Annotated in this window: 30 protein-coding genes and 1 tRNA gene; 14 read left to right on the plus strand and 17 right to left on the minus strand. The window is 63.7% G+C overall.

Translation table 11 applies throughout. The features are described 5' to 3' along the window. Positions 1-106: 106 nt before the first annotated feature. From QFZ88_RS12600 to QFZ88_RS12620, 5 genes are all read right to left on the minus strand, one after another. Positions 107-523, minus strand: coding sequence for a DUF4440 domain-containing protein (locus QFZ88_RS12600; RefSeq protein ID WP_024923067.1), 417 nt, complete (start codon positions 521-523; stop codon positions 107-109). A gap of 59 nt (positions 524-582) precedes the next feature. Next, positions 583-1,227 (minus strand): carbonic anhydrase, encoded by a 645-nt coding sequence (locus QFZ88_RS12605; RefSeq protein WP_024923068.1) that lies wholly within the window; start codon positions 1,225-1,227, stop codon positions 583-585. 151 nt (positions 1,228-1,378) lie between these two features. Then, positions 1,379-2,155: a DUF429 domain-containing protein gene (locus QFZ88_RS12610; RefSeq protein WP_275040858.1), complete on the minus strand. Its 777-nt coding sequence runs from the start codon at positions 2,153-2,155 to the stop codon at positions 1,379-1,381. Then, the gene (gene pdxY / locus QFZ88_RS12615; RefSeq protein ID WP_024923070.1) at positions 2,152-3,036 is read right to left on the minus strand and encodes a pyridoxal kinase PdxY; all 885 of its coding nucleotides are present in this window, start codon (positions 3,034-3,036) and stop codon (positions 2,152-2,154) included. The genes QFZ88_RS12610 and pdxY overlap by 4 nt, the downstream gene beginning before the upstream one ends. 7 nt (positions 3,037-3,043) lie before the next feature. Continuing rightward, complete coding sequence (locus tag QFZ88_RS12620; RefSeq protein ID WP_024923071.1) at positions 3,044-3,274, minus strand: hypothetical protein; 231 nt, start codon at positions 3,272-3,274, stop codon at positions 3,044-3,046. Between the two features lie 171 nt (positions 3,275-3,445). Between QFZ88_RS12620 and QFZ88_RS12625 the strand changes: the two genes are divergently transcribed. From QFZ88_RS12625 to ppa, 5 genes are all read left to right on the plus strand, one after another. After that, positions 3,446-4,078 carry a LemA family protein gene (locus tag QFZ88_RS12625; protein WP_024923072.1) on the plus strand — a complete coding sequence of 211 codons (633 nt, stop codon included), beginning with the start codon at positions 3,446-3,448 and terminating at the stop codon, positions 4,076-4,078. A 42-nt stretch (positions 4,079-4,120) separates the two neighbouring features. Continuing rightward, entirely contained in the window at positions 4,121-4,987 is an 867-nt protein-coding gene (locus tag QFZ88_RS12630) for a TPM domain-containing protein (RefSeq protein WP_024923073.1), read from the plus strand. 2 nt (positions 4,988-4,989) lie between these two features. Further along, on the plus strand, positions 4,990-5,628 hold the full coding sequence (locus QFZ88_RS12635; protein ID WP_024923074.1) for a TPM domain-containing protein: 639 nt from the start codon (positions 4,990-4,992) through the stop codon (positions 5,626-5,628). 96 nt (positions 5,629-5,724) lie between these two features. Further along, positions 5,725-6,231, plus strand: a complete 507-nt coding sequence (locus QFZ88_RS12640) for a GNAT family N-acetyltransferase (protein ID WP_024923075.1) — start codon at positions 5,725-5,727, stop codon at positions 6,229-6,231. A gap of 207 nt (positions 6,232-6,438) precedes the next feature. Then, positions 6,439-6,978 (plus strand): inorganic diphosphatase, encoded by a 540-nt coding sequence (gene ppa, locus QFZ88_RS12645; protein WP_024923076.1) that lies wholly within the window; start codon positions 6,439-6,441, stop codon positions 6,976-6,978. Positions 6,979-7,029: 51 nt separating this feature from the next. Here the strand turns inward: ppa and QFZ88_RS12650 are convergent, their stop codons facing one another. Genes QFZ88_RS12650 through QFZ88_RS12660 form a run of 3 tightly spaced genes read right to left on the minus strand, consistent with a single transcriptional unit; the run spans position 7,030 to position 8,289 of the window. Next, positions 7,030-7,623, minus strand: a complete 594-nt coding sequence (locus tag QFZ88_RS12650) for a hypothetical protein (RefSeq protein WP_024923077.1) — start codon at positions 7,621-7,623, stop codon at positions 7,030-7,032. Between the two features lie 52 nt (positions 7,624-7,675). After that, the gene (locus QFZ88_RS12655; RefSeq protein WP_024923078.1) at positions 7,676-7,990 is read right to left on the minus strand and encodes a DUF167 family protein; all 315 of its coding nucleotides are present in this window, start codon (positions 7,988-7,990) and stop codon (positions 7,676-7,678) included. Between the two features lie 8 nt (positions 7,991-7,998). Continuing rightward, positions 7,999-8,289 (minus strand): YggT family protein, encoded by a 291-nt coding sequence (locus tag QFZ88_RS12660; protein WP_024923079.1) that lies wholly within the window; start codon positions 8,287-8,289, stop codon positions 7,999-8,001. Positions 8,290-8,539: 250 nt separating this feature from the next. On the opposite strand from QFZ88_RS12660, the gene QFZ88_RS12665 reads away from it, so the two are divergent. After that, positions 8,540-8,615, plus strand: a tRNA-Ala gene (locus QFZ88_RS12665). Between the two features lie 28 nt (positions 8,616-8,643). After that, entirely contained in the window at positions 8,644-9,276 is a 633-nt protein-coding gene (locus QFZ88_RS12670) for a hypothetical protein (protein ID WP_307417494.1), read from the plus strand. A gap of 288 nt (positions 9,277-9,564) precedes the next feature. On the opposite strand, the gene QFZ88_RS12675 is transcribed toward QFZ88_RS12670, so the two are convergent. After that, complete coding sequence (locus QFZ88_RS12675; protein WP_137900376.1) at positions 9,565-10,725, minus strand: glycosyltransferase family 87 protein; 1,161 nt, start codon at positions 10,723-10,725, stop codon at positions 9,565-9,567. Positions 10,726-10,934: 209 nt separating this feature from the next. Then, positions 10,935-11,117 (minus strand): hypothetical protein, encoded by a 183-nt coding sequence (locus QFZ88_RS12680; protein ID WP_024923082.1) that lies wholly within the window; start codon positions 11,115-11,117, stop codon positions 10,935-10,937. A gap of 80 nt (positions 11,118-11,197) precedes the next feature. Between QFZ88_RS12680 and QFZ88_RS12685 the strand changes: the two genes are divergently transcribed. Further along, the gene (locus tag QFZ88_RS12685) at positions 11,198-12,007 is read left to right on the plus strand and encodes an FkbM family methyltransferase (RefSeq protein ID WP_024923083.1); all 810 of its coding nucleotides are present in this window, start codon (positions 11,198-11,200) and stop codon (positions 12,005-12,007) included. A gap of 484 nt (positions 12,008-12,491) precedes the next feature. On the opposite strand, the gene QFZ88_RS12690 is transcribed toward QFZ88_RS12685, so the two are convergent. After that, on the minus strand, positions 12,492-14,561 hold the full coding sequence (locus tag QFZ88_RS12690; protein WP_024923084.1) for a 3-hydroxyacyl-CoA dehydrogenase NAD-binding domain-containing protein: 2,070 nt from the start codon (positions 14,559-14,561) through the stop codon (positions 12,492-12,494). A 160-nt stretch (positions 14,562-14,721) separates the two neighbouring features. On the opposite strand from QFZ88_RS12690, the gene QFZ88_RS12695 reads away from it, so the two are divergent. The 3 genes from QFZ88_RS12695 to QFZ88_RS12705 all read left to right on the plus strand — a co-directional run bounded on the left by QFZ88_RS12695 (position 14,722) and on the right by QFZ88_RS12705 (position 17,845). Further along, positions 14,722-15,297 (plus strand): TetR/AcrR family transcriptional regulator, encoded by a 576-nt coding sequence (locus tag QFZ88_RS12695; protein ID WP_024923085.1) that lies wholly within the window; start codon positions 14,722-14,724, stop codon positions 15,295-15,297. Between the two features lie 76 nt (positions 15,298-15,373). After that, positions 15,374-16,474 carry an aminotransferase class I/II-fold pyridoxal phosphate-dependent enzyme gene (locus tag QFZ88_RS12700; RefSeq protein WP_024923086.1) on the plus strand — a complete coding sequence of 367 codons (1,101 nt, stop codon included), beginning with the start codon at positions 15,374-15,376 and terminating at the stop codon, positions 16,472-16,474. Between the two features lie 129 nt (positions 16,475-16,603). Then, on the plus strand, positions 16,604-17,845 hold the full coding sequence (locus QFZ88_RS12705; protein WP_024923087.1) for an MFS transporter: 1,242 nt from the start codon (positions 16,604-16,606) through the stop codon (positions 17,843-17,845). 13 nt (positions 17,846-17,858) lie between these two features. On the opposite strand, the gene QFZ88_RS12710 is transcribed toward QFZ88_RS12705, so the two are convergent. From QFZ88_RS12710 to hemC, 6 genes are all read right to left on the minus strand, one after another. After that, positions 17,859-18,593, minus strand: a complete 735-nt coding sequence (locus QFZ88_RS12710) for a glutamine amidotransferase (RefSeq protein ID WP_024923088.1) — start codon at positions 18,591-18,593, stop codon at positions 17,859-17,861. Next, entirely contained in the window at positions 18,590-19,072 is a 483-nt protein-coding gene (locus QFZ88_RS12715) for a TerB family tellurite resistance protein (RefSeq protein WP_024923089.1), read from the minus strand. Before QFZ88_RS12715 ends, QFZ88_RS12710 begins: the two co-directional genes overlap by 4 nt. Positions 19,073-19,117: 45 nt before the next feature. Further along, complete coding sequence (locus QFZ88_RS12720; protein WP_024923090.1) at positions 19,118-20,671, minus strand: heme biosynthesis protein HemY; 1,554 nt, start codon at positions 20,669-20,671, stop codon at positions 19,118-19,120. A 4-nt stretch (positions 20,672-20,675) separates the two neighbouring features. Beyond that, positions 20,676-22,037 carry a COG4223 family protein gene (locus QFZ88_RS12725; protein ID WP_024923091.1) on the minus strand — a complete coding sequence of 454 codons (1,362 nt, stop codon included), beginning with the start codon at positions 22,035-22,037 and terminating at the stop codon, positions 20,676-20,678. 97 nt (positions 22,038-22,134) lie between these two features. Continuing rightward, entirely contained in the window at positions 22,135-22,851 is a 717-nt protein-coding gene (locus QFZ88_RS12730; RefSeq protein ID WP_024923092.1) for a uroporphyrinogen-III synthase, read from the minus strand. Between the two features lie 31 nt (positions 22,852-22,882). Continuing rightward, positions 22,883-23,809 (minus strand): hydroxymethylbilane synthase, encoded by a 927-nt coding sequence (gene hemC, locus QFZ88_RS12735; protein WP_024923093.1) that lies wholly within the window; start codon positions 23,807-23,809, stop codon positions 22,883-22,885. Positions 23,810-23,918: 109 nt separating this feature from the next. Here hemC and tsaD point away from each other — a divergent pair, with 109 nt between their 5' ends. The 3 genes from tsaD to QFZ88_RS12750 are packed head-to-tail and all read left to right on the plus strand — an operon-like array spanning position 23,919 to position 26,311. After that, a complete protein-coding gene (tsaD, locus tag QFZ88_RS12740) occupies positions 23,919-25,004 on the plus strand; it encodes a tRNA (adenosine(37)-N6)-threonylcarbamoyltransferase complex transferase subunit TsaD (protein WP_024923094.1) in 1,086 nt (361 codons plus the stop codon). Continuing rightward, entirely contained in the window at positions 25,001-25,999 is a 999-nt protein-coding gene (locus tag QFZ88_RS12745; RefSeq protein WP_024923095.1) for an NAD(P)H-dependent glycerol-3-phosphate dehydrogenase, read from the plus strand. The genes tsaD and QFZ88_RS12745 overlap by 4 nt, the downstream gene beginning before the upstream one ends. Before the next feature lie 15 nt (positions 26,000-26,014). Further along, positions 26,015-26,311, plus strand: coding sequence for a YciI-like protein (locus tag QFZ88_RS12750; RefSeq protein WP_024923096.1), 297 nt, complete (start codon positions 26,015-26,017; stop codon positions 26,309-26,311). Positions 26,312-26,317 lie beyond the last annotated feature (6 nt).

Genomic DNA, 26,317 nt, shown 5'->3' on the forward strand with positions numbered 1-26,317 from the left:
TCGCTGGATTGCGGAGGCGGGTGTTGTCTTCCGATGTAGGCCGCCGGTGCCGCCCATGCAACGGCAGGCCGCAACTGCACCGCATCGCAGGCAGGCGACGCCCCTCTCAATAACCGCTGCAACTTTCCGCGATGGTTTCCTGCGACGACGCGGTGATGCGGCTGCCGGACAAGGCGAAACTTTCGCGTGTCAGAAGATCGTTGCCGGGAAAATCGTAGCAGACGATGACCGTCACCAAACCGGTCTCGGCTTTTTCGATGCGGTGGCGAATGGTGGCACCAGCCACCGCGCCGCGCCATTCGTCCATCGAAGCGATGAATTCGGGCTTCGTCTGCTCGACGCCGATATCGTGCAGGCGGATGCGCGCGTCGTCGGAGAGCAGTTCGGCAAGGCTGGTACGATCGGCGGTAAGCAGCGCCGAATACCAGCGGTCGATAAGCGCCGCCTCGTCGGCACGCGCCGAGACGAGCATCAGGCCCAAAAGCGTCGCAGTGGAGAATTCCCGCCAGCCAACGACAGACATCGCGCGGCCCTCCCACATGCAACCTAGGCCTGCAAGGCAAGGATGGGAAGTGCGATTGGTCAGCCGATATCGGGCTTCTCGAAGTCGCCGGTCTCCTTGTTCATCACCCACAACTCGCCCGTGGAGATGTCGAACCAGGCGCCATGCAGCGCAATTCGGCCCTTGCCTTCGAGAATGCTGACACAAGGAAAAGTGCGCAGATTGGCGATCGAGTAGCGGATCGAGATACGCTCCAATGCCGTCTGGCGCTCGGTGGTCGTCATCATGGTCGAGGCCGATACCGCCTCGGCCGCGGGTGCGATCAGGCTCATCCATTTGCCAATGAAATCACCCGGCGACAGCGGCGCCGACGTGGTGTCCAGCGCCGAGCGGATGCCGCCGCAGCGCCCGTGGCCCATCACGACGATGTTCTTCACCTTGAGGCTCTGCACGGCGAATTCCAGCGCGGCGGACGTCGAATGATATTCGCCGTCTGGCGCATAGGGCGGCACGAGATTGGCGACGTTGCGCAGGACGAACAGCTCGCCGGGGCCGGCGTTGAAGATCACTTCCGGCGCCGCGCGCGAATCGCAGCAGGCCACGATCATCGTTTCCGGCGCCTGCCCTTCGCGCGCCAGCGATTTGTAATGACCGCTTTCGGCGACGTAGCGACCATTGATGAAGCTGCGATAACCGGCGAGGAGATGTTCTGGGAGATGCGGCATCTGGCGGCGGGGACCTTTCCAGGCTGAACGGCAGCGGCTCTGTTCCACTGTGCAACGCACTAACGGCAAAACCACGCCACGATCAATGCGAAATCGTTCATGGCTGAATGGCGCGAGCCATGCGCGCGCATGGCTCGCCGTGCCGCATCGCTCAGACGCGGATCGCCACCGGAATGCCCTTGCCGTCGACCAGCGGCGGATTGGGATAGCAGGCCGCCTCGCCCCGCGCGATTCGCCCGGCAATCGCCAACATCGCGGCGGCATCAAGGAAATCGTCGGCGGCAGCGCCCTTCGGCGGCGGCTGATCGAGGAAGGCTCGATCATAACCGTGACGGGCAAGCAGCGTGCGGCGCTCGTCCATGCCGGCTGCGTTGACTGCGCCTTTTATCTTCTTCGGCAGCGCCATCGCCTTTCCGCCATTGAGGCGCCAGAACGCCACTTCGGGATGCGATTCGAACACCCGGCCGCGCAGTTGCGGCCGGGACGCCAGCAGCGTGTCGATTTCGCGGATCTTGGCGAAGATGCCAAAGGCCTGGATTGAAACGCCGCGTGGCGGATCGGACGTTGCCATTGCCACCGCGCTGGCCCGCCGATGCGCCTCGTGCCAGGCCTCCACCGTGGTGAAAGCGGCGGTATCGGCATAGACCGCTGCCCGCGATGGAATGGAAAAGACGCTGGACTGCCGCTCTCCGAGCAGAGGCCGCACCAGCATTTCCGGCCCGCGACCGCCCTTTCCGGAGACATCCGGCAGGCCGATCGGCATGTCGACCGCGACGATCGCATCGGCGGGCAAGGCCGCGAGCAGATCGACGAAACTGGTGTGGACGCTGACGGCTGGCGCCCCGGCTGGCGTGCGTCGCACCATGATCCAGCCGGCCTTGCAGCCATCGACCCCGGCCAGCGTCAGCGTGGCCGTGCCGCCTGTCACGCGCGGCGATCCCGCCCCGGATGGGTCAGGTGGCGCATCTGCACCATGGCCATCGGATGCGACAGGCTCTGCGCATCGGTTTCGAGTTGCAATTCGTCGCCACCACGCTTGGCGGTGCGCGCCAGGATCTCGTAGACAGCGGCGGTGGTCGACTGCAACGCCTTGGCCGGCGGCTGGCCGGCGAGCGTGCGCGCCAGATAGATGGCGCCGGTCAAATCGCCGAGGCCATTGGGCGGCCGGTCGATCAGCCGATGCTCGGCCAGCAGTACCTGACTGGCGTCGAGCAGCAGATTGCCGGTGCTGCCGGCCATCATCGCCGGCGCCGACGTCACCAGCATGGTCGCCGGTCCCGCGTGCAGTGCCGCGGCCACGGTCGATTTGAGGTCGGGCAGTTCGGCGCCGGCCATCCAAGCCAGCTCAAAGCGATTGGGCGTGGCGATGTCGGCCAGCGGCATCAGCCGGTCGCGCAAGGCTGCAGCCGTGGCCTCCGGCACATAGAGCCCGCCGGAATCGCCCATCACCGGGTCGCAGACATAAAGCGCCGACGGGTTCCTGGCCTTGACCGCACCGACCAGCTCGGCCACGGCATCGGCCTGGCTCGCCTCGCCCAGATAGCCCGACAGCACCGCGCCGACCTCGCCGAGCCATGGCGCGCGCGCCAGATCGGCCATCAGTGCCGCGAACTGTTCCGCAGGCGGAACGATCCTTGTGGCGCGGCCATGACCGGGATGCCAGGGCAGGATCACCGTAGGCACGGCCCAAACCGGAAAGCCAAGAGTTTCCAGCGCAAAGACGGCGGCGCGATTGCCCACCGAGCCGCGCGCGACATGGCTGGACACGACGATGACGGCGCGGGGCGCCTCGGCCTGATTGGTGTTCATGCTGATCCTATATGTGGCGGGCCAGGTAATAGACGACGGCGATCATCATGGCGACAGCCAGGATGAGCCCAAGCGTGCGGCCGATGCGTGTGCCCCAATATTCGATCGGGTCATCGACATCGGGGCGCTCACCGGAGTGCCGATCGGAAGGCAGGCCGCCCGGCTCCGTCTCGCGCGCGATGCGGTCGAGGATGCGGCGCGATTCATGCTCGCTGTCCCTGTCGGCAGTCCCTGCCATGTCGATCCCTCGTTTGAGACGATTCTAGACCGATCCGTGCGCCGGTTACAGGGCCTCCTTCACGGCTGGGCTAAGCCAACGGACTTCAGTGGCGCCACATCGACCAAGAGGCGTTTTCTTGGCCGATCTTTATGGTATTGCTTGACTATTCGAGCCAATGAGGGACCGCTCATGCACGCCCAGCGCCTGTCCACCCTTCCCCGCAGCCTTCCCGCCTTCCTTTTGATGGCGGTTCTGCTGCCCTTCCTGTCCGCCTGTGGCTACAACACCATCCCGACGGCGGAAGAAAATGCCAAGGCCGCCTGGAGCGAGGTGCTGAACCAGTATCAGCGCCGCGCCGACCTGATCCCCAATCTGGTCGAGACGGTCAAGGGTTATGCCGCGCATGAGAAGGACACGCTCGACGCCGTCGTCGAGGCGCGCTCCAAGGCCACGCAAGTGACGGTGACGCCGGAAACGCTGAAGGACCCGGAAGCCTTCAAGAAATTCCAGGACAGCCAGTCGGGCCTGACCAGCGCGCTGTCGCGCCTGCTTGCCATCACCGAAAACTATCCCGACCTGAAGGCCAATCAGAACTTCATCGCCCTGCAGGCCCAGCTCGAAGGCACGGAAAACCGCATCGCCGTCGCCCGCCGCGACTACATCCAGGCGGTCAAGGACTACAATCTGACGCTGAAGACCTTCCCTTCGGTTCTGTGGGCCACCTTCTGGTTCCGCGGCAACGAGCCGTTCCAGAACTTCACCATCAGCGACGACAAGATGCAGACGCCGAAGGTGGACTTCGGCACCAAGCAGGGCGGCTAGGCGCCGCCCTCATCCAGGATCGGCCGCGCCGTGCCCTCGATCATGACCTCCAGCCGCCAGCCGGTGCCGTTCCGGACCCGGTATCGCGTCGCGTTGACCGCGGTTGTTGCCGCCATCCTGGGCTTGTTCCTCGCCTTCGGAGCTTTCGCCGATGACCTGCCGGCGCTGACGGGGCGCGTTGTCGACAATGCCGGCATGATCGATGCGGCGACGAAGGCAGCGCTGACCCAGAAACTGGCGGATTTCGAGAAGAAGGGCTCCGACCAGATCGTCGTCGTCACCGTCGACAGCCTCGGCGGCGAAGAAATCGAACCCTACGCCAACCGGCTTTTCAGGACCTGGAAACTCGGCCAGGCCAGCGACAACAATGGCGCACTGCTGCTCGTCGCCAAGAATGACCGCAAGATGCGCATCGAAGTCGGCTATGGGCTCGAAGGCACGCTGACCGACCTGCACACCAAGCTGATCATCGAGAACGACATGGTTCCGGCCTTCCGCGCCGGCGATTTCTCGGGCGGCATCTCGAAGGCTGTCGACGACATGATCATGGTTCTGGAGGGCAACCCGGAGGAACTGGAAGCGCGCGGCAAACGCCACCAGCAATCCACCCTCGACGGCATCGATCCCGATCAGATCATCTTCTTCCTATTCGTCACCATCTGGGTGGTACTGTTCTTCGGCGGCTTCGCCATGGCGATCCTGCCGCCGATCTTCGGCACCAAGATCGGCCCCGGCCGCTATCGCTGGCTGGGCATGACCTTCGACACCAACAGGTCGTCATCCGGCGGCGGTGGCGGCGGCGGTTGGTCCTCCGGTGGCGGTGGTGGTGGGGGCTGGTCGTCGGGTGGTGGCGGGTTTTCGGGCGGCGGCGGCTCATCCGGCGGCGGCGGTTCTTCGGGGAGCTGGTGACCATGGCGACACGACCGCTCACCCATGCCGACCATGAACGCATCGCCGATGCGATCCGCGACGCCGAGACGAAGACCGGCGGCGAAATCTACTGCGTCGTGGCGCGCTCGAGCGAGGGCTATTTCTTCCAGGCGGCCTTCACCGCCACGCTGGCCCTGTTCGCCGTCAGCATCGCCTTCGCCTATGTTCTCGAAGCCTTGTGGGTCAGCATACGCCTGCCGCATTTCCTCATCGCGCAGGCGGTGGCGGCGATCAGCCTGTCCATCGTTTTGTGGCTGGCGCCACGCCTGCGCATCCATTTCGTGCCACGCCGGCAGCGCTACAAGGCGGCCCATGCCAATGCTGTGAAGCAGTTCCTGGCACGCAACGTCCATCGCACCGCCACCCGCACCGGCGTTCTGATCTTCGTCTCGATCGCCGAACGCTACGCGGAAGTGGTGGCCGACAGCGGCATCGACGCCCGTGTCGGGCAGCACGTGTGGGACGGTGTCGTGCGTGACCTGACCGCGCATGCCGGCGACGACCGCCTCGCCGACGGGTTCGTTCACGCGACCGGCGTGGTCGGCGCCGTGCTGGCCGAGCATTTCCCGGTCACGCCGGACGACGTCAACGAGCTCGACGACCACCTCGTCGAAATCTAACCGACCCTACCCATATCGGCCGACGAAGCTTTCGTATGTGCGAAAGCAGCAAGGAGTCTTTGCAAGCCTTGCGCCTCGGTCTATGGTTAACAAATCATGAACACGTTGACCATCGACATCCGCAGGGCCGAGCCGCAAGACGCAGCGGCGATAGCCGATGTGCATCTCGAAGCGTGGCGCGGTGCCTATAGCGGCATCATCCCGCACAAGACGCTGACGGGCATGATCAACCGCCGCGGCACAGACTGGTGGGCGAACGCGATTCGCCGCGCCGCGACCGTTCTGGTGGTCGAGATCGGCGGCGTTATCGCCGGCTACGCGACGGTCGGCCGCAACCGCGCCCGCGAACTGCATCAGCAGGGCGAAATCTACGAGCTCTACCTGCGGCCTGAATATCAGGGCATCGGCATCGGCCGGCGGCTGTTTTCCGCCGCCCGCCGCAAGCTTGCCGACCACGGCCTCAAGGGCATGGTCGTATGGGCACTGGAAGACAACCAGAACGCGCTGGCCTTTTACGCCGGCGAAGGCGGACGCGACGTCGCCGAGGGCGTCGAAGTGTTCGAGCAGAAGGCGCTGAAGAAGGTCGCTTTCGTCTGGGATTGAGATGCGGGGCCCGCAAACCGCGGCTTCGACTTCTTCTCCCGTCATTCCCGCATTGCACAAAACCGCTTCGCCCGCTATCGGTGCGCGCGATTGCGGCGACCCGTGCCTTCGAGGTGCGTGACAGACGTCGCAAGCCGTTTCATTCTGCGTGTCGCAGCCCGGAACCGCTTCGGCTTTCGGGCTCATGCGCCAAAGAGAGGATAGCCCATGCGCATCGAAGCCATATCGATCGGCAAGAACCCGCCGGAAGACGTCAACGTCATCATCGAAGTGGCGGTCGGCGGCGAGCCGATCAAATACGAAATGGACAAGGAAGCCGGCACGCTGTTCGTCGACCGCTTCCTGTATACGCCGATGCGCTATCCCGGCAATTACGGCTTCGTGCCGCACACCCTGTCGGGCGACGGTGACCCGATCGACGTGCTGGTCTGCAACACGCGCGAACTGGTGCCGGGCTGCGTCATCAATGTGCGCCCGATCGGCGTCCTGATCATGGAAGACAATGCCGGCCAGGACGAGAAGGTGATCGCGGTGCCGTCGCCGCACATTACCAAGCGCTACGAAAACGTCTTCAACCACACGGACCTGCCTGAGATCACGCTCAAGCAGATCGAGCACTTCTTCGAACACTACAAGGATCTCGAGCCCGGCAAATGGGTGAAGATCGGCGGCTGGCACGACTCAGCCTATGCCAAGAAGATGATCGTCGAGGCGATTGAACGCGCCAAGACGCACAAGGCTGGCTAACAAGTCCGACTAAGCGGAAAGATCACGGGCGGTCGTTGCGGCCGCCCGTTTTCAATTGTCCACCCGCCCGAACGGCGGCACCTCTCCGATCGCGATGCGCTTGTCTTTCCCGCACACGAAAGCGCGCGCCTTTTCGTCGGCAATCTTGCGGGCGTCGTCATTGGCGCCGGCATTGCCTGTCGCCAGCACCAGGCCGACGGTACAGCCTTCGCGCCCCTCTATCTGGGCCACCTTGGCCACCACCAGCACATCCACCTGCTTGGCAGCATCCTCGCCGCTGGTATTGACCGAACGGCGATGGATGGCGGCGAAGGGGATGGAAACATTGCCGGTCGTTTCGACCCGCCATTCCACCTTCGATCCGGAGCTGTTGAAACCGGCGAAACTCTCCCAGGTAGAGGTCATGTCTTCAGGAGGAAAACCGAAGAAGACGGATTCGCGCGCATCACCGTATGAAAGCAGGACCGGGTAGCCGAGATAACCCGAGCAGGAGAGATCGGCCCAATCGCCGTCATTCTCGCCGGCCTGTGCGTAGGTCAGGCAATCCTTTTCAGGAACGAGGTCGGTATAGACGCTGGTGACCTGCCCCGCCGAGGCACAGCTGCAGAAACCGGCAAGGACAAGCATCGCAAAAACAATCCGCATGACGGCCTCCGGCTAATGGATTGCGGACAATAACGCCAAACGCCGCCAGCGACTATGGCGCGCCGAGGTCCGACGCACGCCGTGCGAGTTCAGCCGGATCGCCTGTTATGCGCAGCGTCTTCAGTCGAGCGGTGCCGCCGGCGACGACCGTCACCGACGACGACGGAACGCCGAGAGCCTTGGCCACGAGCTTCTCCAGGGCACTGTTGGCCGCGCCCTTTTCCGGCACGGCGCGTACGCGCGCCTTGACATGGCAACGACCGTCCGCCGCCATTTCCACGCCTTCCAGCGCATCCGCCGCCGATTTCGGCGTCAGCCGCACGATGAGATCGATGCCGTCGGCGCGCCGCCGGAAGGGCTCCGCCATCGCAGCGCTCAGACGAGCGCGGGATAGATGGTGGTGAGAATGAATTGGCGCAGGAAGAACAGGATCAAAAGCAGGATGATCGGCGAAATGTCGATGCCGCCGAGATCGGGCATAACGCGGCGGATGGGCCGCAGCGCCGGTTCCGTCAGCCGGTAAAGCGCGTTGCCGATAGTGCCAACGAACTGATTGCGCGGGTTGACGACGTTGAACGCGTAAAGCCACGAGAAGATGGCCGAGGCGATGATGATCCACCAATAGAGGTCAAGCGCCAGAATGACGGTTTGAATGAGGGCGGTCATGCAGGTCTCCGAGTGTTGCCGACATGTAGCCATTACACGCGGATGCGGCAAGAGCCGGGCGAACCGAGAGCGAAACCCGACATCAGACGGAGGCTTATTCGGCTCGGGGTCGGAATGACAGGACCGGAATGAACCAACGCCGGAGCATCTGGCGTTCGCAAACTGGCAACGCCGGCTGGACCGGCTCCGCCATCCAAAAGCTCGCTTGACAGTGAAGCGCCTCGCCTCATAAATGCGCCATCCGCTGGACGGGGCTGTAGCTCAGCTGGGAGAGCGCGTCGTTCGCAATGACGAGGTCAGGGGTTCGATCCCCCTCAGCTCCACCAACGGCGGATAATTTGACTTTGATTCCCCTTGATCTTTTGGACCGCGCTCAAAGCGGCAGATGAATTTTCGCATTCGCTCAGAATGAGGAATCGTCCGCTCGCGATGACGCTTCTGAGAATTCTGGCCGGCGGATATTTTTTCGCGCGTTGTGATCGCGGAAAAATCTTGGCGTATTGCGCAGAAAAGCATAGCCCCGGCTCCGGCTGGGGTTTTCGTTTGAGCTTTAGCACCTCCGGTCGGGCCAATCAGATCTCGGCTTGCTTGCGTACAATTCAGAAACAAAATTCTACACGCTGGAAAAACTGGAGAAATGAGCTCGTGTCACAACGTTTGTGGCCTAGTCCTCAAATCAAAGGAATTTCCATGAAGACCGTGACATTTGTTGCCTCTGTCGTTTTCGCCGGCTTCCTCTCGACTGCCGCGTTTGCAGCGAGCAAGCCCGCAGCAAGCACGACAACCGCTCCCGCCGCAGCAAGCACGGCAACGGCTCCCGCCGCAGCGAGCACGACCGTCAAGAAGACGACCCCGACGAAGTCTCCGGAGAAGACGGCCATTTCCAAGCAGTGCTCGGTACTCGCCGACGCCAAGGGCCTTCACGGCAAGGACCGCGAGAAATTCCGGGCGGAATGCAAGAAGAATGGTGGCAAGGCGCCAAAGTAAGCTGAACATGGTTCGATCCGATAGCCCCCGCGTCAGCGGGGGTTTTCATTTCGACTAACATTCCGAAGTTTTTTGACTCGCTCGCACCAACACGAACGAGCATGAAGCAAAAAACTATTCGCGACGAATAGCGAGCGAGGCCAGCATGCGGGCCTTGGCGTCAGTCGGGCCTGGCTTCACGATCATAACGGCCTGATGGGCCGCAAAGTTAACCGTGACTGGCTCGCATAGCGAGATCAATGAAATCGGGAGTGAGGGGAGGCTTCCGGGCCTCCCTCCCATCCCCGTCTAAATACGCTTTCCAATGGACAATTTGAGCGTCGCGACTTTCTGCAAAAGGCAAAATAGCAATGGTACGGAAATGAGGGTGACCATCATGGGTTTGAACCATGGGTTCAGCGCCGCATGCAGGTCTGCGTCAATTCCGGTCCACCCGCAGAGGAACAGCATCGAGCCGAGGGCAGTGGGGACATATGACGTTGGCTCGCGGGTTTTGAGATAGGCAACCGCAAGGCCCAGCGGAACAGCCACCATCACATATGTGTTGGACTCAACGCGCGGGTTGAAAACCGTCATGTAGTAGGCTGCGATCAGGAAGATCACAAAGCGGTGCAACGGTTCATTTTCGCGGTCAAGTCGAAATACGGCGCCAAGCACAATCGCCGCCACCGATAGCCTGACTATCATTGCGGCCGGACCGGTGATCGAAATGCCGGCAGCAGCCAATATCCCCGTAAAATCGGCGGCCTCGAACGCCTCCCGCGCGCTGTTGGAACTCATCGAAGTGAGGAGCTGGAAGAACTCCAGATGCTGAGCATTGACGTACTCTGCAGGCGCGAAGGCATAGGGTACTGCGAGCATCAACGCGACCGCACCAACAATCCACGGAATAAGGCGCGGTCTCAGTGCGGCGATAAGGAGGATGACGACAATCGCGGTTGGTTTGGCGGTTAGCGCGGCGAATGACCAAAGCAGCGTCTGCCATCGTTTGTTGTCCAGCGCCGACATGGTTAGAAACCAGCAGGCAGCAGTGAGCAGAATTGTCGATTGCCCGTTGCGAACAGCTCCCAGGGAAAGCGGCAGAGCCAGGAACAAGCCGAGCGAGACAATCCAGCCGTCCTTTTCCGGGTCGAGCTTTTTTGCCTGCGTAAAGACAGCTGCCGTCAACAAGCCAACGCCAAGCACACGCCAGAGCAGGCCACCAACAGTTGGACCAAGTTCGTAAAACGGCAGGTAGAGGGCAGCAAAGGCCGGGGCATAGAGATACCCCATGGCTCGTTTCAAATCGTAGAGAGGCTGATGTTCAAAGAACATCTGCGATCCAAAATCGTAAGCGACAAGAACTGAGCGAACCTGCGGCTTCAGCGCACACAAAACCAGCACCGTCGCAATAGCGAGCGCGCAAAGAATGAGGCCGCTGCGCTCATAGAGCGACTTCAGAAAACGCACGACTTCCCCCTCGAGAAGACCACAAACCCGGTCCTCCCTTAGCACATACCGGGTTAAATGAATGGCAAACAATCTTGCCTCGGCAATTCTCAATGCGTCCAGGCAGCTCGGAATTGGCCCGGTAAGAAGGGCCCTTGGGAAGGGGACCACAACGCGCGAGGAACTCAGCGGTTCAGGTCGTTAGGAGCGTCCACGGCGCTTGTCTCAATCTACGTAAACAGTCGCTCCTGTGACGGCGTCCGCCAAAAGCGGCACCCCATCATCGACATGAAATTTCGCTGTCCCTCGCTTTTCAGCAAGACTTCCCGGGTGGCTTTCACGGCGCCGTGCCGGTCCCGTTTAGGATCGATATCATCCAGATGCCGCCCAGCGCCCGCGAAGATGCGGCTCATCGTGGCTTCCTTCCGATATTCTTGCAGTTCGCGAAATCGCGCTCTATCCAAGGAGCAGCGATTGCTTGGGGAGCACGGGCATGCGGCTCACGGAGTTCTTCTACCTGCTGGGCCTGAAGCCGAGCGCGCGGGTCTACGGCCATTCGACCGAGACCGTTCATCTCGAAAAGGACGGCGAGGTCAAATTCGCGTTGTGGCGAAATCCCCGATTCAACGGATTTGAAATTCTACAATCGGAAATCGACGAGCTGCGCACCTTCATTTCCGACGGTGACGTGGCCATCGATATCGGCGCCCATTGTGGGGACACCGCGCTTCCCATGGCACTCGCCTGCGGTCCGAACGGATTTGTTCTTGCCTTCGAGCCAAACCCGTTCGTGTTCTCGATCCTTGCCAGCAACGCCATCCTGAACCCGGGCAAATACAACATCGTCGCCTTCCCTTATGCCGTCACGAACCAGGACGAAGCCTTGGTGTTCAAATACAACGGCCCGGACTTCCCCAATGGCGGCGACAAGCACGGTTCGTCCGTCTGGAAGCACGGCAGCACCTACTCCCTACCTGTCGAAGGCAGGAGGATCGGCCCGATGATACGTGCTCGCTTGGGCGAAAAGGTCTCGAAACTCCGCTACATCAAGACGGATATCGAAGGTCACGACCTTTCCGCGCTCAAATCGATCGAGGATCTGGTCGATGAAGCGCGCCCCCGCGTCAAATCCGAGGTCAATGTTCACAACACCCCGGAGGAGCGCCGTGCTTTGTACCGCTTCTTCGCGGAAAAGGGCTACGCCGTACACCTAGTGGAGCAGAGCACGCTGTTCGGGCGCAAACTTGCCGAGAACGATATGGCGAGCATCCGGCACTTTGATATCTTCGCGGTGCCAGAATAGCTTCGAGCCTTCCGAAGCTGCCTGCTCGGGCTTTGCGAGGGTATCGGGTTGGCTAAGCCTGCGGAAACATCCGCGCTCGGTTCGGGCACTGATAGTCAAGCCATTCCGAAACATCACCGCCTGCTAATAAGTACAATAGCGAGCCCAGCGCCAGGCGCTATTGTCGGGCCGCTCTATCCATGCGGAGCTATTTCGTACGAGGAGCGGCCCGCCTGCAGGCATCAGCCTACAAAAGTAGCAGGCGGGCTTCCATTTTCCGGACGCTGCGTAGAAACGCCATCGGTCCACGGCTGTCCTTTTGGTTGAATTGCTGGGTGTCTTGCGTGAGGTTACGCTAATTCTGCCGGCGTCCTACAACCGGCCTGTCCCGACCGCCGGACCATCCTACCCCCAACCCCGCGGGTGTTCGGCGGCCGGGCTGTGAGCCATCGCCAATAGCGAACCGTCGTTGGCAGGCCTCAGTCCACCAACGGAAATCCTTCCATCACGCTTCAGCGGCCATCGCCTTCAACCGTTCGGACGGCTTGAAGACATCCTTGCCGGTATGGTCGTGCCAATAGCTCAGGCGTCCGGCGATCGTCGCCAGACCCTTCTGCCGGGCCCAGAACATCGGCCCGCCCTTGCCGAGCGGAAAGCCGTAGCCGTTCACCCAGACGAGATCGATATCGGATTCGCGCGCGGCAATGCCTTCCTCGAGAATGCGCATGCCCTCATTGATCAGCGGGTAGAGCGTGCGCTCTATGATTTCTTCGGCCGTAATCGCGCGCGGCGCGACGCCAATGCGTTTGGCCTCTTCGGCGATATGCGCCGCGAGTTCCGGATCGGGCTGCGCGGTGCGGCCATCGGCGTAGAGATAGAAGCCCCGACCGGTCTTCTGGCCGAAACGGCCCTGCTCGCAGAGCCAGTCGGCGATCAAGGCCGTCTTGCCCAGGGCCTTGCGGTTGCGCCAGCCTATGTCCAGTCCGGCAAGATCGACCATCTGGAACGGTCCCATCGGCCAGCCGAAATCGGTGAAGGCCTTGTCGACCTCCGCTGGGCTGGCACCTTCGAGGAGCAGGGCCTCGATCTCCGTGCCGCGTGCCGCCAGCATGCGGTTGCCGACGAAGCCGTGACAGACGCCGACCACGACCGGCACCTTGCCGATCGAACGGGCGAGCGACAGCAGCGTGACCAGCACGTCCGGCGCCGTTTCCGCGCCCCGCACGATCTCCAAGAGCTTCATGACATTGGCCGGCGAGAAGAAATGCATGCCGGCAAAATCCTGTGGCTTTGAGACGGCGCCGGCCAGCGCGTTGACGTCGAGATAGGAGGTGTTGGTGGCGATGATGGTGCCCGGCTTCACGGACTTGTCGATGGCCGCCAACACCTCTTTCTTGACCGTCATCTCCTCGAACACCGCCTCGATCACCAGATCGCAATCCGCCAGCGCCGCATAGTCGGTCGTGCCCGAAAGCAGTGCCAGACGCGCCGTCTTGTCGGTCTCGCTGAGCGAACCGCGCGAGACGGAGATCGCGTAATTCTTCGCCATCCGCTCCAGACCGCGTTGCAGTGCCTCGGTTGCCGCTTCGACCAAGGTCACGGCGATGCCGCCATTGGCAAACGCCATCGCGATGCCACCGCCCATTGTGCCGGCGCCGATGATGCCGACACGGCGGATCGGCCGCGGCTTGATCGTCTTGTCGATGCCAACCACCTTGGCGGCCTCGCGTTCGGCGAAGAACAGATGCCGTTGCGCGCGCGACTGTTCGGATCCCACCAGTTCGATGAAAAGGGCGCGCTCGCGCGCCAGCGCCTCGTCAAAAGGCAAAAGCACGGCGTTGCGCACCGCCTGCGCGCAAGCGACCGGCGCCTGCAATCCCCTGGCCTTTGCCGTCACGCCCTTGATGCGCGCCTCAAGCTCATCCCGATCGACACTTTCGAGCTTGTCGCGCCGGTTGCGCACGGCGATGAACGGGCCGCCCTCCGCCGCCTTGACCGCCGCGAAGGCGGCGGCATCGGCAACCAGGTCGACACCGGCAAGGCTGTCGACAAGACCAGCCTCCAGGGCCTCCGCGGCGACAATCGGCATGCCGGAGGTGATCATATCCAATGCCTTGAACGGTCCAACCAGCGCCGGCAGGCGAACGGTGCCGCCAGCCCCGGGCAACAGGCCGAGCTTCACTTCGGGCAGGCCGAGCCGGGCCGTCTCGTCGGCGACCCGAAAATGGCAGCCGAGCGCCAGTTCCAGCCCACCACCCAATGCCGTGCCATGAATGGCGGCGACGGTCGGCTTTTCGATCGTCTCCAGCAGCGCGATCAACGCTCCCAGGTCCGGATCCTGCATCGGCTTGCCGAATTCGGCGATGTCGGCGCCGGCAACGAAAGTGCGTCCTGCGCAAGCGATCACGATGGCGGCCGTCGCCTGGTCGTCGCGCAACCGGGTGAGCGCATCATGGAGAGGACTGCGCACGGAAAACGACAGCGCATTCACCGGCGGATTGTCGATGGTGACGATGGCGACGCCGCCGCGATGCGCGACGCTGACCTTGGCCTCGGGTGTCTTGATGTCGGTCATCGGTTGGCCTCTTCGAACAAGGCGCTCAAGCCAGACGTCGCGGCCTCGGGCGCCGATCATATTTACAAACCAGCTGGCCGGTAATAAAACACGGTGCATGCCTCGTCAACGACCAGACACCGTCCACGCAGGGAAGGCCCCGGTCGGTCGGCCGCCAACCATGCCGGCGCCACGTGCCACCATTCTCGGCGCCGCCGCGAAACTGTTCGCCGCCAATGGCTTCGATGGCACCTCGTTGAACGACGTCGCCCAAGCCGTTGGCGTCACCAAGGCGGCCGTCTACCACTACTTCCCCACCAAGAAGGACATCTTCGACGAGATGGTCGTCGACCTGCTGGAGCGGCAATATCTCGCCGTCGGCGCGGCGATTACGGCAGCTCCGGAACCGGACGAAAAGCTCAAGGCCTTCATGCAGACGCAGGCGATTTTCTTCGAAACCAACTACGCCGCCTTCGTCGTCATGCTGCACGGTTTCGGCGGCGTCGAGAGAAATCACTGGACCGACGAGCAACTGGCTTTGCGGGATCGCTTCGAGAAATTGCTGCGTTCCCTGTTGGCCGACGGCAAGGCTGCGGGAACCTTTGCGATTGACGATGTCGCCATCGCGGCACGTGCCGTGCTTTCGCTGATGAACTGGATGGTGCGCTGGTTCCGGCCTGAAGGCGAGGTTCGCGCCGAAGACTTCGCCCTGCAATATCATTCGCTTATCGTCTCGGGCCTGCAGCCGAGAAAGTAGGCTGGATCGACCTGTCGGGATTGTCTGGCCTCATCCTTGTCCCTTACGCTGCACGACAAAGGGTGGAGGCTTGCCGATGAACTACGCACGCATGGTGATCGAGAAGGAAGCGCCGGAGGAATACGGCTACGACCGCATCCGCTACAATCTTTCGGAAAGTTCGATTGCCGACCAGAAGCTTTCCGACATCGGGATCGCCTTGCTGGACCTCACTCTGTTCTACGGCGAACATCGCGGCGACCGTGCGCTGAGGGAACTGATCGCGGCCCAGGACCGGGGCCTGTCGCCTGACGACGTGCTGGTTACAGCCGGTGCCGCCGGCGCGCTTTTCATCATCGCCACGTCGCTTCTGTCGGAACGCGATCATCTGGTCGTGGTGCGGCCGAACTACGCGACCAACATCGAAACGCCAAAGGCGATCGGCTGCGCCATCACCTATATCGATCTCGCCTTCGATACCGGCTTCGCCATCGATGTCGACCGTATCGCGGTGGCGATGACGCCACGGACGCGCTACATCAGCATCACCTGCCCGCATAACCCGACCGGCACGATGATGAGCCGCGCGGACCTCGACCGGCTGATCGCATTGGCGGAAGAGAAAGGCTGCTATCTTCTGGTCGACGAGACCTATCGCGATCTCAGCTACGGCACCAAATTGCCGACGGCCGCCTCGCTCAGCAAGCGGGCGATCAGCGTCTCGTCGCTGTCGAAGGCCTTCGGTATTCCCGGAATCCGCATCGGCTGGCTGATCACCCGCGATGTTGCCTTGCAGGAGAAATTCCTGTCGGCCAAGGAGCAGATCGGCATCTGCGGCAGTGTCATCGACGAGGCGATCGCCCGCGCGATGCTGGAACGGCGCGATAGTTTCCTGGCCGGGCTGCTGCCGGAAATGGCGGCCCGTCGCGGCATCGTGCAGAACTGGATCGACAAGGAACCGCTGGTCGACTGGGTGCCGCCTTCCGGCGGTGTCGTCGGCTTTCCGCGCATCGACGTCGCGCCCAATTTCGACCTCGACGGCTTCTACACCCGGCTTCTGGAGAAACATGGCACCTATGTGGGGCCTGGCCATTGGTTCGAAATGCCGAAAACCTTTTTCCGCGTCGGGTTCGGCTGGCCGACCGCCGAACAATTGCGTGGCGGTCTTGCCGCCATATCTGCGGCGCTGCGCGACTGACGCGCGGCGAAGACAGGGCGAAATTCCACACCCGCGGTGCGGAAATCTGCGCTATAGCTCGGCGACCGGACCAGCGCCCATCGTGGAAGAGCCCCGCCGGCCTGTGCAACTGCTATGGGGCCGACATCCATGAAGACCGACAGATCACCGTCTCCGGAACGACGTTACGCAGCGTTCCGGCACGCGCCGTTCCGCAACTATTGGGCCGCGCGCTTCCTCACCACCTTCGCCGCCCAGATCGTTTCGGTGGCGGTCGGCTGGCAGATCTATGACCTGACACGCGACCCGTTCGACCTTGGCTTGGTCGGCATCGTGCAGTTCTTGCCCTCGCTGCTCCTGGTGCTGGTCACCGGTGTCGTCGCCGACCGCTTCGGGCGGCGCAGGATCATGGCGCTGGCGATCGTGATGGAAGCGGCCTGCGCGGCGACACTACTTTTGTTGACCTGGCACGGCCTGGGTTCGCCGCTGCCGATCTTTTCCGTGCTCGTCCCGTTCGGCATTGCCCGCGCCTTTTTCGGCCCGGCCTCGGCCTCGCTCTTCGCCAATCTGGTGCCGCCGCAGGACTTCGCCAACGCGATTGCCTGGAATTCATCGGCCTGGCAGACCGCCACCATCGTCGGTCCCGTCGCCGGCGGCCTGCTCTATGGGCTGTCGGCAGAGGCCGCTTATGGCTGCGCCGCATTGTTGATGCTGCTGGCAGTCGTATTGATTCTCGCCATTCCAAAACCGGCGCAGCGCGGCGAGACGGACAAGCCCAGCCTCGAAACCCTGTTTGCCGGCTTCCGCTACATCTGGGGCGAAAAGGTCGTCCTGGGAGCGATATCGCTTGACCTGTTCGCCGTGCTTCTTTCAGGCGCATCGGCTTTGCTGCCGGTCTATGCGCGCGACATCCTCGATCTCGGCCCATGGGGCCTTGGCCTGTTGCGCTCGGCGCCGGGCGTCGGCGCCATCTGCGTTGCCGTGTGGTTGGCCGGCCATCCGATCCGCGACCATGCCGGTGCCGTCATGCTCATCTTCGTGGCGCTGTTTGGCGCCGTTACCGCTCTGTTCGGCCTGTCGGTCACCACATGGCTGTCGATCGTCGCGCTTGCTCTTTTGGGCGCTACCGACATGGTCAGCGTCTATATCCGTGAAACCCTGATCCAGTTGTGGACTCCGGACGACGTCCGTGGGCGGGTCAATGCCGTCAACCAGGTATTTGTCGGCGCCTCCAACGAAGTGGGCGAATTCCGCGCCGGCACCATGGCGGCGATCGTCGGTACGGTCCCGGCGGTGGTTGTTGGCGGCATCGGCGCGATCGCCGTCGCCGGCCTATGGGCGCTGATCTTTCCCAATCTGCGCAAGGTCCGCCGGCTGGATGCCCGGGAGTAACCGGCCCGCCGCGTCAGCCCGCAGCCGGTCGGCCAAAGATCGTGGCCAGGAATTCGGCAAGCCAGCGTTTCAGATGCATGTCCCAGACCAACCGGCCGCCGAGATGATCGCGGCCGGGCTGCGCGCCGGGTAGCTCGAAACGATGCGCGCCATGCACCACCCAGCGCTGCATCATCATCCGGGTCAGTTCGCCGTGGAACTGGATGCCCCAGGCATTGTCGCCATAACGGAAGGCCTGGTTCGGATAGGTATCCGCGGTCGCCAGCAGCGTGGCGTCCTTCGGCAGTGAAAACCCCTCGCGGTGGAATTGATAGACCATGTCAGGCCAATGCATCAGCTTGCGGCCCTCTTCCGTGGCGCGAAGCGGGTACCAGCCGATCTCGACCAGCCCTTCGCCATGACCTTCGACATGACCGCCGAGATGATTGACCAGCATCTGCGCGCCGAGACAGATGCCGAGCAGCGGCTTGCCCTCCTTGAGCGGCACCGCCAGCCAGTCCGTCTCGCGCCGCACGAACTCCTCGTGATGGTCGTTCGCGCTCATTGGCCCGCCAAAAACCACCACGCCAGCGTGATGGGCGAGCGTTTCGGGAAGCTGGTCGCCAAGCGGCGGCCGGCGTATGTCGAGATCGTAACCCGCTTCGATCAGCATATGCCCGACACGGCCGGAACTGGACGTCTCCTGATGCAGGACGATCAGGATCCGGGGACGTTTTCCAGCTGCCGTGAACGGATGGACCCGGTTCATTCGTCGCCGGTCTTGCTCTCACTGCCAGGAGCCTTGGCCGCGGCTGCGCGCTTCGCCGCCACCCGGTCCACGCGCTCGACATCGAGGAGCTCGGCAACGCGCCAGACGGTGTTGTCCTCCAGCTCGTGAAGCTCGCCATCGGCGTAAACGATATCCCACATCAACCCGATGAAGGCTTTGCGCGCTTCAGGATCGAGATGACGCTTCAGCACGCTGGTGAAGGCGTAGAGGTCGATCGCTTCGTTGTCGGCCTTCTCGCCGGCATCGGCGAGGTCCTCCAGTTCCCGACCGCGAACCGCATAGGTTTCGCCGAGAATTGTCTTGAAGCGCTCCCACTCGACATCCTGCCTGACGCCGTCGGCGTTCATGACATGGTAGAGCAGGGCCGCGGCCGCGATATGCGGGTCATCTTCCCCAGCATGGGCACGGCTGCCGCCGGAGGGCAGGTCTTTCAGGAATGACAGAACGCGTTCGAACATCGGGACTAATTTGGCTCCTTCGCGGTCGCGATCAAGACACTGCCTTCAAAACAACCGGAAGCGGCGCGGCGTGTCCGTCCCGTCCTCGGGCTCGACACCGGGATCGTCCGGCAAGCGGGGAGGGTCCGTTTCACCCTTGGCCGTCTTGACCGGGCGGTCGCCCGCACCATCGACCTTCTCAGTCGCTGCCGTGGAGACCGTGACCGCCTCCGCATCGACCACGATGGCATCGTCGTCCTCGCGTTCCGGGGCGGCCAGAACGGGCGCCGCAATCTCTGGCGCGGGACGGTGCGCCTCGATCAAGCGGCCGGCGCGTTCCACCGGACCGCGCCATTCGAACGCATCCAGTCGCCCGGTAACAGGCGAGACCGGAGCCCAGCGATCGGTGCTGACGCCGTCGGCCACCCATGCCGCGTCGTGCGGCGCGCGAACGGCCTGGGACAGCAATTGCCGCACCTTGCCCTGGTTGCCGGTATCGGCCTCCTCGATGTCGGCAAGCAGCAGATAAGCGCCTTCACTGGGCTGCATCCGGGTCGCGGCTTCCGCTTCCTGGCGGGCAAGCGCGAAATCCTGAGCGTCGAGCGCGGCACGCGCGACCGCCAGCGACGATTCGACGTGATTCTTCCTCATCTCCTGCAGCTTGCGGGCCCTGCCCAGACGATCGAGCACTGCATCGCCGGGCCGCGCGCGAACATAAAGGTCCGCCACGTCGGGATGCGGCTCGGCGCGCCATGCCGCCTCCAGGACCTTCGAGCCCTTGCGCAGGTCGTTCTGCTTGAACAGCACCTTGGCCGCAACGAGCGCAGCCGGCGCGAAGTCCGGCAACAGGCGATTGGCGTCCAGCGCGGCCGCCTTAGCGCCGGTCGGGTCGCTGTCCATCAACGCCCCGGCCTTTGCCGTCAGAAGCACGCCACGCCGGCGGTTGGCGGCATCGCGCTCGATCTGCCGGGTCGATTTCTGGGCGTCGGCTAGCTTCAAGGCGCCATCCCAATCGCCGCGCGCGGCCAGTTCTTCCATCGTTGCCTCGGCGGCCCAGGCAAGCTGGGGCGCCGTGGAAGCAGCACGGCCGGCATAGTGCCGGGCTGCATTGCGATCGCCCAGCCGCTCTGCCTCCAGATACAGTCCGCGCAGGCCAAGCAGCCGCATCTCGGGATCGTCGAGCATGGCCTCGAATTTCTGACGGGCACCCTCGTGATCGCCTTCCAGCAGCGAAGCCTGTGCATCGAGCAGGTTGACCAGCGGTTCCTGATCGGAGCGGATCAGCTTGGCCGCCTCCTTGGTCTTGCGCCGCGCCAACGCGCCGTCACCCGCGCCAGCCGCGATCATGCCGGTCGACAGCGCCTGATAACCCCGGTCGCGACGGCGGACCCGGAAGTGCCGGGCGATCGCATAGGGACTGTTCCAGATCGACTTCAGCAGCCACCAAACGATCATCACCGCGGCAACGACCGCCACGACGGCAACCGCGGCCACCATCAGGCTGACCTTGTATTGATAGCCGCTGAAGGTGACGACCATCTCGCCAGGGCGATCGGCTAGCCAAGCGAAGCCCAATCCAAGCGCGAAGACGATGGCAAGATAGAAGAGGATGCGGATCATCGGATCATCCCTTCATCGCGCCGGACACCAGGGCATCGACCGCCGCCTCGGCATCAAGCCGCGACTTGAGCTTGCCGGCAAAGTCGGCGCCGGCGGCCTTGGCCGGCTCGGGCAGCGTGTCATATTCGGCGAGCGCCTTGGCGTAGTCGCCCTGGGTTACCGCCACTTCCAGACGCGCGACGGTTTCCGGTGCGCCCTTGCCTTCGACGGCACCGATCGGGCGTACCTTGACCAGCGATTCGGCACTGCTGACAAGCCGCTGGAAGATGCCCTGATTGGGATCGACCGGCGTGGCCGCGGCAATCATCGCATTGGCGGCATCGCTCATGCCGGCGGCGAGATCGACCCGCGTCGAGACGCCTTTTTCGGCATAGGGCCGCAACACCGCTATTTGCGGTGCATCCGGGCGGACAGCGGCGAAGGTATCGAGCTCGGCCGTGAACGGCGCCCCCCTGTCGAGCGCCGCCTTCAACGCGGAAGCAGCGATCGCCAGCGCGATCTTGGGTTGCGAGGCCTGCGCGTCCACCTTGCCTGACAACTGCGATGCAAGCTGCTCCAGCGCAACCACGCGACCGTCCAGCGTTCCGGCCGCCTGATCGGCCGATTTGATCAGACTATCGAGAGCATCGAGCTTTTCGGTTACCGGTCCAAGATCGACGGTTGTAGTTGGGGCCTTGCTCAGCCCGGCCAATGCGGTTTCCAGTTGCGCGATCTTGTCCGAAAGCGCCGCAACCTTGCTGTCGTCGCCATTGCCGGCCTGCGGAACAGCCTTCAGCGCGGCGACGTCAGCCTTGACCTGATCGAGCGCGGCCGAAAGCCGCGCCACCACGTCGCCATCGGCATTGGATTTGAGGCCGGCGACCTCGCTTTTCAGGGTCGCGATATCGCCGGCGCTGGCGCCGGACGATCCCGGCGCCCCGAGCAGGCCGGCGAATTGCAGGCCGCCTGCGCCAACCAGAGCTATGGCACCGCCGATCAGGCCGGCAGCGAGAAGCCCGATACCGCCGCGCTTGGTTTCCGCCGGCTGGCTATTCGACCTCGAGCCGTCGGAGTTGGCCTCTTTCACCTGGGCCGCGGCAGCCGGTTCCGGCTGCGGGCGGGCCGATTGTTCGGCGAAATCGTAGTCGAAGCTCTTATGCTGCTGCGCGGCACTTTCAGGCGCGGACGTCTCGGCGGACGAATCGCTCCGGCCTGCCTGGACGCTTTCCCGCGATTCGGCGCCCACCGGTTCCGATATCGTCGCCCGGTCCTTTGCCTTGTCGCCGCCATCCGCCGCGGTCACGCGCGAGACGTCAGCGGGATCGAGATCGATCGTCACCGGCTCATGCCGGCTTCTCGAATGTCGCGTCTTCGGCGTCTTGACCATACTTGGGCTCCGCAGGGTTATCGGGACGGCAAGGAAGGCTCAAAAAAGGTCTACCACACCTCCAAGCTGTGAAAAGGGGCGGCGTGATGGCGCAGTATCAATCTGCGGGATCGAGCAGCGCCAGCAAGGCGTCCTCATTTGGCTCGCCAGCCACCACCAGCCGTCCGGGCGCAACGGGACCGAACGAGCTCGCGACGCGCTCCGACAGCACAAGGATCCGCGTTTCGTCGAAATACCGTGCCAGTTCGGGCCGCCGCGCCAGTTCCGAAAAAGCCTGCGCGGCCTTGGCCGAATAAAGCAGCACCGCGTCCGCCGGCCGCCCGGCCAGCCGTTTCATGACGACGACGCCGGCTTGGTGGATGGCAAGCGTGTCATAGATCTCAAGCGGCACCACATTGACGTTTTTCGCCGACAGCCCTGTCTCGAAGGCCGAGAACCGCACATGACCGCACAGATAGACGACCGTTTTGCCGGCCAGCGAGGGAGCGATCCTGTCAGCCAACGCTTCGGCATCGCCTTGCCCAATCTCCGCAACCGACAGCCCGGCTGAACGCGCCGCATCGGCGGTTTTCGGCCCGACGACGTGGCAGGGAAGGCCGGCCAGCCGCTGGATCAGTTCGGCGGACGCATGACGGATGGCGTTGGAGCTGGTCACTGCCGCCGCCGCTATATCGGCCGGGAGAGACTGGATATCGATATCGAGCGCCTTCGTCTCCGACAGCGGGATCAGGATTGGCTCCAGACCCAGTTTTCGAAGACGGGCCGCTGTCCGGCTGGCGCCGGGCTGCGGTCGCGTGACCACGACGCGAACCATTCAATGGGTTCCTGAGCCGGCGCGCATCGGATCAGCTCCAGCCCTCGAAGAACTCGGCGCCGGCCCGCGCCCTGACGTCGGCGCCGGCCTCCGCTCCGATCAGGGCCGCGTCAGCGGCAAGACCTTCGCGTGCGACCTCGCATATGTCGGTGCCGTCGGGCGTCAGGATCAGGCCTGAGAAGACCAACCTCTCCCCATCGACAGTCGCATAGCCGGCGATCGGCGTTCGGCAGGAACCGTCAAGCGCCGCCAGGAAAGCCCGTTCGCAGGCCAGCGCCTGACCGGTCGGCACATCGTGAATGGGGGCGAGCAAGGCACCGGTTTGTTGATCGCCGATACGGCTTTCGATGCAGATCGCGCCTTGCCCGGGCGCCGGCGGAAATGCCTCCAGCGACATGAGATCGGTGACCAGATGCTCCAGGCCGAGTCGCTTGAGCCCGGCTAGGGCAAGGATGGTTCCGTCGGCGACGCCCTCGTCCAGCTTGCGGAGCCTGGTCTGCACATTGCCCCGGAACAGCACGACGTCGAGATCGGGGCGCATGCGGCGGATCAGTGCCTGGCGGCGCAGCGACGACGAGCCGACCTTCGCTCCTGCGGGCAGGTCGGCGATCCGCGCCGCCTTGCGGCTGATGAAGGCCTCGCGTGCATCCTCGCGCGGCAGAAACGCCGAAAGCTCAAGCCCATCCGGCAGCGCCGTCGGCATGTCCTTGGAGGAATGCACGGCGATGTCGATGCGGCCGTCGAGCAGCGCCTCCTCGATCTCCTTCGTGAAAAGGCCCTTGCCGCCGGCTTCCGAAAGCGGTCGGTCTTGGACGCGGTCGCCACTGGTCGTGATGACGACAATCTCGAACGCCGCCTCCGGCAGGCCATGGGCAGCCACGAGCCGCGCCCGTGTTTCATGTGCCTGCGCCAGCGCCAGAAGGCTGCCTCGCGTTCCGATCTTCAAGGTTGTTTGCATCAAGCGCGGTCCGTGATAACCCCGGCTCGGAGCCCAAAGCTCCAGATATCCGGCTCTCTCCTAACGGGGAAGTCGCGCATGGGCAATCATCGAGGTTTGCGGCGAATTGATCCGCGTTCTGGGCATAGAGACGAGCTGCGACGAAACAGCGGCCAGCGTCGTGGCGCTGGACGGCGCTTCCGCGCCCGATATCCTGTCCAATGTCGTGCTCAGCCAGATCGCCGAACATGCGGCTTTCGGTGGTGTCGTACCCGAGATCGCGGCGCGCGCCCATGTCGAGGCGCTGGACGGCATTGTTGCCGCGGCACTTGCCGATTCGGGCGTGAAGCTCGATGAGATCGACGCGATTGCCGCAACCGCCGGTCCCGGCCTCGTCGGCGGGCTGATCGTCGGCCTGATGACGGCCAAGGCGATCGCCGCCGCCGCCGACAAACCTTTGCTGGCCATCAATCATCTGGAAGGCCACGCCCTGACCGCGCGGCTCACCGACGGGCTGGCCTTCCCCTATCTGCTGCTGCTGGTCTCCGGCGGTCACACCCAGATCGTGCGCGTGGCCGGCGTCGGCGACTATCAGCGCTGGGCCACCACCATCGACGATGCGCTGGGCGAAGCTTTCGACAAGACCGCGAAAATGCTCGGCCTGCCCTATCCCGGCGGTCCCAATGTCGAAAAGGCGGCCGCGAAGGGAGACCCGACGCGTTTCGCCTTTCCAAGGCCGATGAAGGGCGCCGCCCAGCCCGACTTTTCGTTCTCCGGGCTCAAGACCGCGGTGCGCCAGGCCGCACAGGCGATCGCGCCGCTGACCGACCAGGATGTCGCCGACATCTGCGCCTCTTTCCAGACGGCCGTCGCCGATGCCCTGGCCGACCGCGTCTCGCGCGCCCTTGGCCGCTTCCGGACCGAGTTTCCGGATCAGCACGAGCCGGCCCTGGTTGTCGCGGGTGGCGTGGCAGCCAACCGCGTCATCAAGGCGACGCTCGAGCGGCTTTGCACCACGGCCGGCTTCCGTTTCGTGGCACCACCGCTGAAACTCTGCACTGACAACGCCGCGATGATCGCCTGGGCCGGCATAGAGCGCCTGCGCGCCGGGCTCGATGAGGAAAACGCTTTCGATTTCGTGCCACGTTCACGCTGGCCGCTCGATACGGTCTCGGTGCCCGTGGTGGGCTCGGGCAGACGGGGAGCCAAGGCATGAGCGAGGCATTGCCAGGCGGCCGGCGCATAGCGGTGCTGGGCGGCGGTGCCTGGGGCACGGCATTGGCGCAGGCCATGCTGCGAGCCTGCCATAGCGTGACGCTTTGGGCGCGCGACGCCGAGATGGCCGACGCCATTCGCAAACGCGCGAACCCGCGCTATCTGCCGGGCATCGTCCTCGACGCCGGCATCGAGGCGACTTCCTCTCTGGCAGAGGCTCTTAAGGGAGCAGACTGCGTTCTGGCGGTGACACCGGCACAGTCCCTGCGCCAGGTTCTCAACGAGGCGAAACCATATCTCGCCCCCGCCATACCCGTCGTGTTGTGCGCCAAGGGCATCGAACGCAACAGCGGTGCCCTGCTCTCCACGATCGCAGGCGAAATCCTGCCCGGCACGCCAATCGCCGCCCTGTCCGGACCGAGCTTCGCCACCGACGTCGCCAAGGGTCTGCCCACCGCCGTCGTGGTCGCGGCGCGGGAGGAGAGCCTGGCAGCGGAGCTTGCCGCCCTCTTCTCGGCCCGCAACCTGCGCTGTTATTCCAGTGACGACCTCGTCGGCGTCGAGATCGGCGGCGCGTTGAAGAACGTCTTCGCGCTCGCCGCTGGCGCCGTTGCCGGCGCCGGACTGGGCGCCAGTGCGCAGGCGGCGATGGTCACGCGCGGCTTCGTCGAATTGCGGCGTATCGGCGCTGCCTTCGGAGCAAAGCCGGAGACGCTGATGGGGCTGTCGGGCCTGGGCGACCTGATGCTGACCTGTTCCTCGGCCCAGTCACGCAATTTCGCCTATGGGCTGGCATTGGGTCGTGGTGAGGCGCTTGCCGGCCGGCCGCTGGCCGAAGGCGTGCCGACGGCGGCGATTGCCGCCAGGCTGGCCGCCGAGCAGGGCATCGATGCTCCAATCATTTCCGCCGTGGCCGCCATCCTGGAGGGCGCGATCACCATCGGTGAAGCGGTCTCCATGCTGATGACGCGGCCCCTGAAAACCGAAAACGACTGAGGAAGCGAGCCAAACATGCTGTTTGCACTGATCTGCAAGGACAAACCCGGCCACCTCCAGGTGCGCCTCGATGCGCGGCCGGACCATGTCGCCTTTCTCAACGGGCTGAATGCCGACAAGAAACTGGCCTTTGCCGGTCCGTTCCTCGATGCCGACGGCAAGCCCAATGGCAGCATGGTCGTGATCGAGGCCACCGATCTTGCCGGTGCCGAGGCGCTGGCGGCGGCAGACCCCTATGCCAAGGCGGGCCTGTTCGAGAAAGTCGAGATCAAACCCTGGACCTGGGTGTTCAACAAACCCGCCGAAGCCTGATACCGC

Origin of the sequence: Mesorhizobium sp. YL-MeA3-2017 (assembly GCF_030814575.1) — a bacterium.
Classification (GTDB): domain Bacteria; phylum Pseudomonadota; class Alphaproteobacteria; order Rhizobiales; family Rhizobiaceae; genus Mesorhizobium; species Mesorhizobium terrae.

What these genes read in the sequence shown, in the direction of transcription:
- QFZ88_RS12730 (WP_024923092.1), bottom strand. Translation starts at nt 22,851, where the DNA reads ATGGTTCGCGTCGTGGTCACGCGACCGCAGCCCGGCGCCAGCCGGACA.
- QFZ88_RS12620 (WP_024923071.1), bottom strand. Translation starts at nt 3,274, where the DNA reads ATGGCAGGGACTGCCGACAGGGACAGCGAGCATGAATCGCGCCGCATC.
- QFZ88_RS12745 (WP_024923095.1), top strand. Translation starts at nt 25,001, where the DNA reads ATGAGCGAGGCATTGCCAGGCGGCCGGCGCATAGCGGTGCTGGGCGGC.
- QFZ88_RS12625 (WP_024923072.1), top strand. Translation starts at nt 3,446, where the DNA reads ATGCACGCCCAGCGCCTGTCCACCCTTCCCCGCAGCCTTCCCGCCTTC.
- QFZ88_RS12685 (WP_024923083.1), top strand. Translation starts at nt 11,198, where the DNA reads ATGCGGCTCACGGAGTTCTTCTACCTGCTGGGCCTGAAGCCGAGCGCG.
- ppa (WP_024923076.1), top strand. Translation starts at nt 6,439, where the DNA reads ATGCGCATCGAAGCCATATCGATCGGCAAGAACCCGCCGGAAGACGTC.
- pdxY (WP_024923070.1), bottom strand. Translation starts at nt 3,036, where the DNA reads ATGAACACCAATCAGGCCGAGGCGCCCCGCGCCGTCATCGTCGTGTCC.
- QFZ88_RS12640 (WP_024923075.1), top strand. Translation starts at nt 5,725, where the DNA reads ATGAACACGTTGACCATCGACATCCGCAGGGCCGAGCCGCAAGACGCA.
- QFZ88_RS12660 (WP_024923079.1), bottom strand. Translation starts at nt 8,289, where the DNA reads ATGACCGCCCTCATTCAAACCGTCATTCTGGCGCTTGACCTCTATTGG.
- QFZ88_RS12650 (WP_024923077.1), bottom strand. Translation starts at nt 7,623, where the DNA reads ATGCGGATTGTTTTTGCGATGCTTGTCCTTGCCGGTTTCTGCAGCTGT.
- QFZ88_RS12725 (WP_024923091.1), bottom strand. Translation starts at nt 22,037, where the DNA reads ATGGTCAAGACGCCGAAGACGCGACATTCGAGAAGCCGGCATGAGCCG.
- QFZ88_RS12750 (WP_024923096.1), top strand. Translation starts at nt 26,015, where the DNA reads ATGCTGTTTGCACTGATCTGCAAGGACAAACCCGGCCACCTCCAGGTG.
- QFZ88_RS12635 (WP_024923074.1), top strand. Translation starts at nt 4,990, where the DNA reads ATGGCGACACGACCGCTCACCCATGCCGACCATGAACGCATCGCCGAT.
- QFZ88_RS12720 (WP_024923090.1), bottom strand. Translation starts at nt 20,671, where the DNA reads ATGATCCGCATCCTCTTCTATCTTGCCATCGTCTTCGCGCTTGGATTG.
- QFZ88_RS12710 (WP_024923088.1), bottom strand. Translation starts at nt 18,593, where the DNA reads ATGAACCGGGTCCATCCGTTCACGGCAGCTGGAAAACGTCCCCGGATC.
- QFZ88_RS12690 (WP_024923084.1), bottom strand. Translation starts at nt 14,561, where the DNA reads ATGACCGACATCAAGACACCCGAGGCCAAGGTCAGCGTCGCGCATCGC.
- QFZ88_RS12630 (WP_024923073.1), top strand. Translation starts at nt 4,121, where the DNA reads ATGACCTCCAGCCGCCAGCCGGTGCCGTTCCGGACCCGGTATCGCGTC.
- QFZ88_RS12605 (WP_024923068.1), bottom strand. Translation starts at nt 1,227, where the DNA reads ATGCCGCATCTCCCAGAACATCTCCTCGCCGGTTATCGCAGCTTCATC.
- hemC (WP_024923093.1), bottom strand. Translation starts at nt 23,809, where the DNA reads ATGCAAACAACCTTGAAGATCGGAACGCGAGGCAGCCTTCTGGCGCTG.
- QFZ88_RS12700 (WP_024923086.1), top strand. Translation starts at nt 15,374, where the DNA reads ATGAACTACGCACGCATGGTGATCGAGAAGGAAGCGCCGGAGGAATAC.
- QFZ88_RS12705 (WP_024923087.1), top strand. Translation starts at nt 16,604, where the DNA reads ATGAAGACCGACAGATCACCGTCTCCGGAACGACGTTACGCAGCGTTC.
- QFZ88_RS12600 (WP_024923067.1), bottom strand. Translation starts at nt 523, where the DNA reads ATGTCTGTCGTTGGCTGGCGGGAATTCTCCACTGCGACGCTTTTGGGC.
- QFZ88_RS12680 (WP_024923082.1), bottom strand. Translation starts at nt 11,117, where the DNA reads ATGAGCCGCATCTTCGCGGGCGCTGGGCGGCATCTGGATGATATCGAT.
- QFZ88_RS12715 (WP_024923089.1), bottom strand. Translation starts at nt 19,072, where the DNA reads ATGTTCGAACGCGTTCTGTCATTCCTGAAAGACCTGCCCTCCGGCGGC.
- QFZ88_RS12655 (WP_024923078.1), bottom strand. Translation starts at nt 7,990, where the DNA reads ATGGCGGAGCCCTTCCGGCGGCGCGCCGACGGCATCGATCTCATCGTG.
- QFZ88_RS12695 (WP_024923085.1), top strand. Translation starts at nt 14,722, where the DNA reads ATGCCGGCGCCACGTGCCACCATTCTCGGCGCCGCCGCGAAACTGTTC.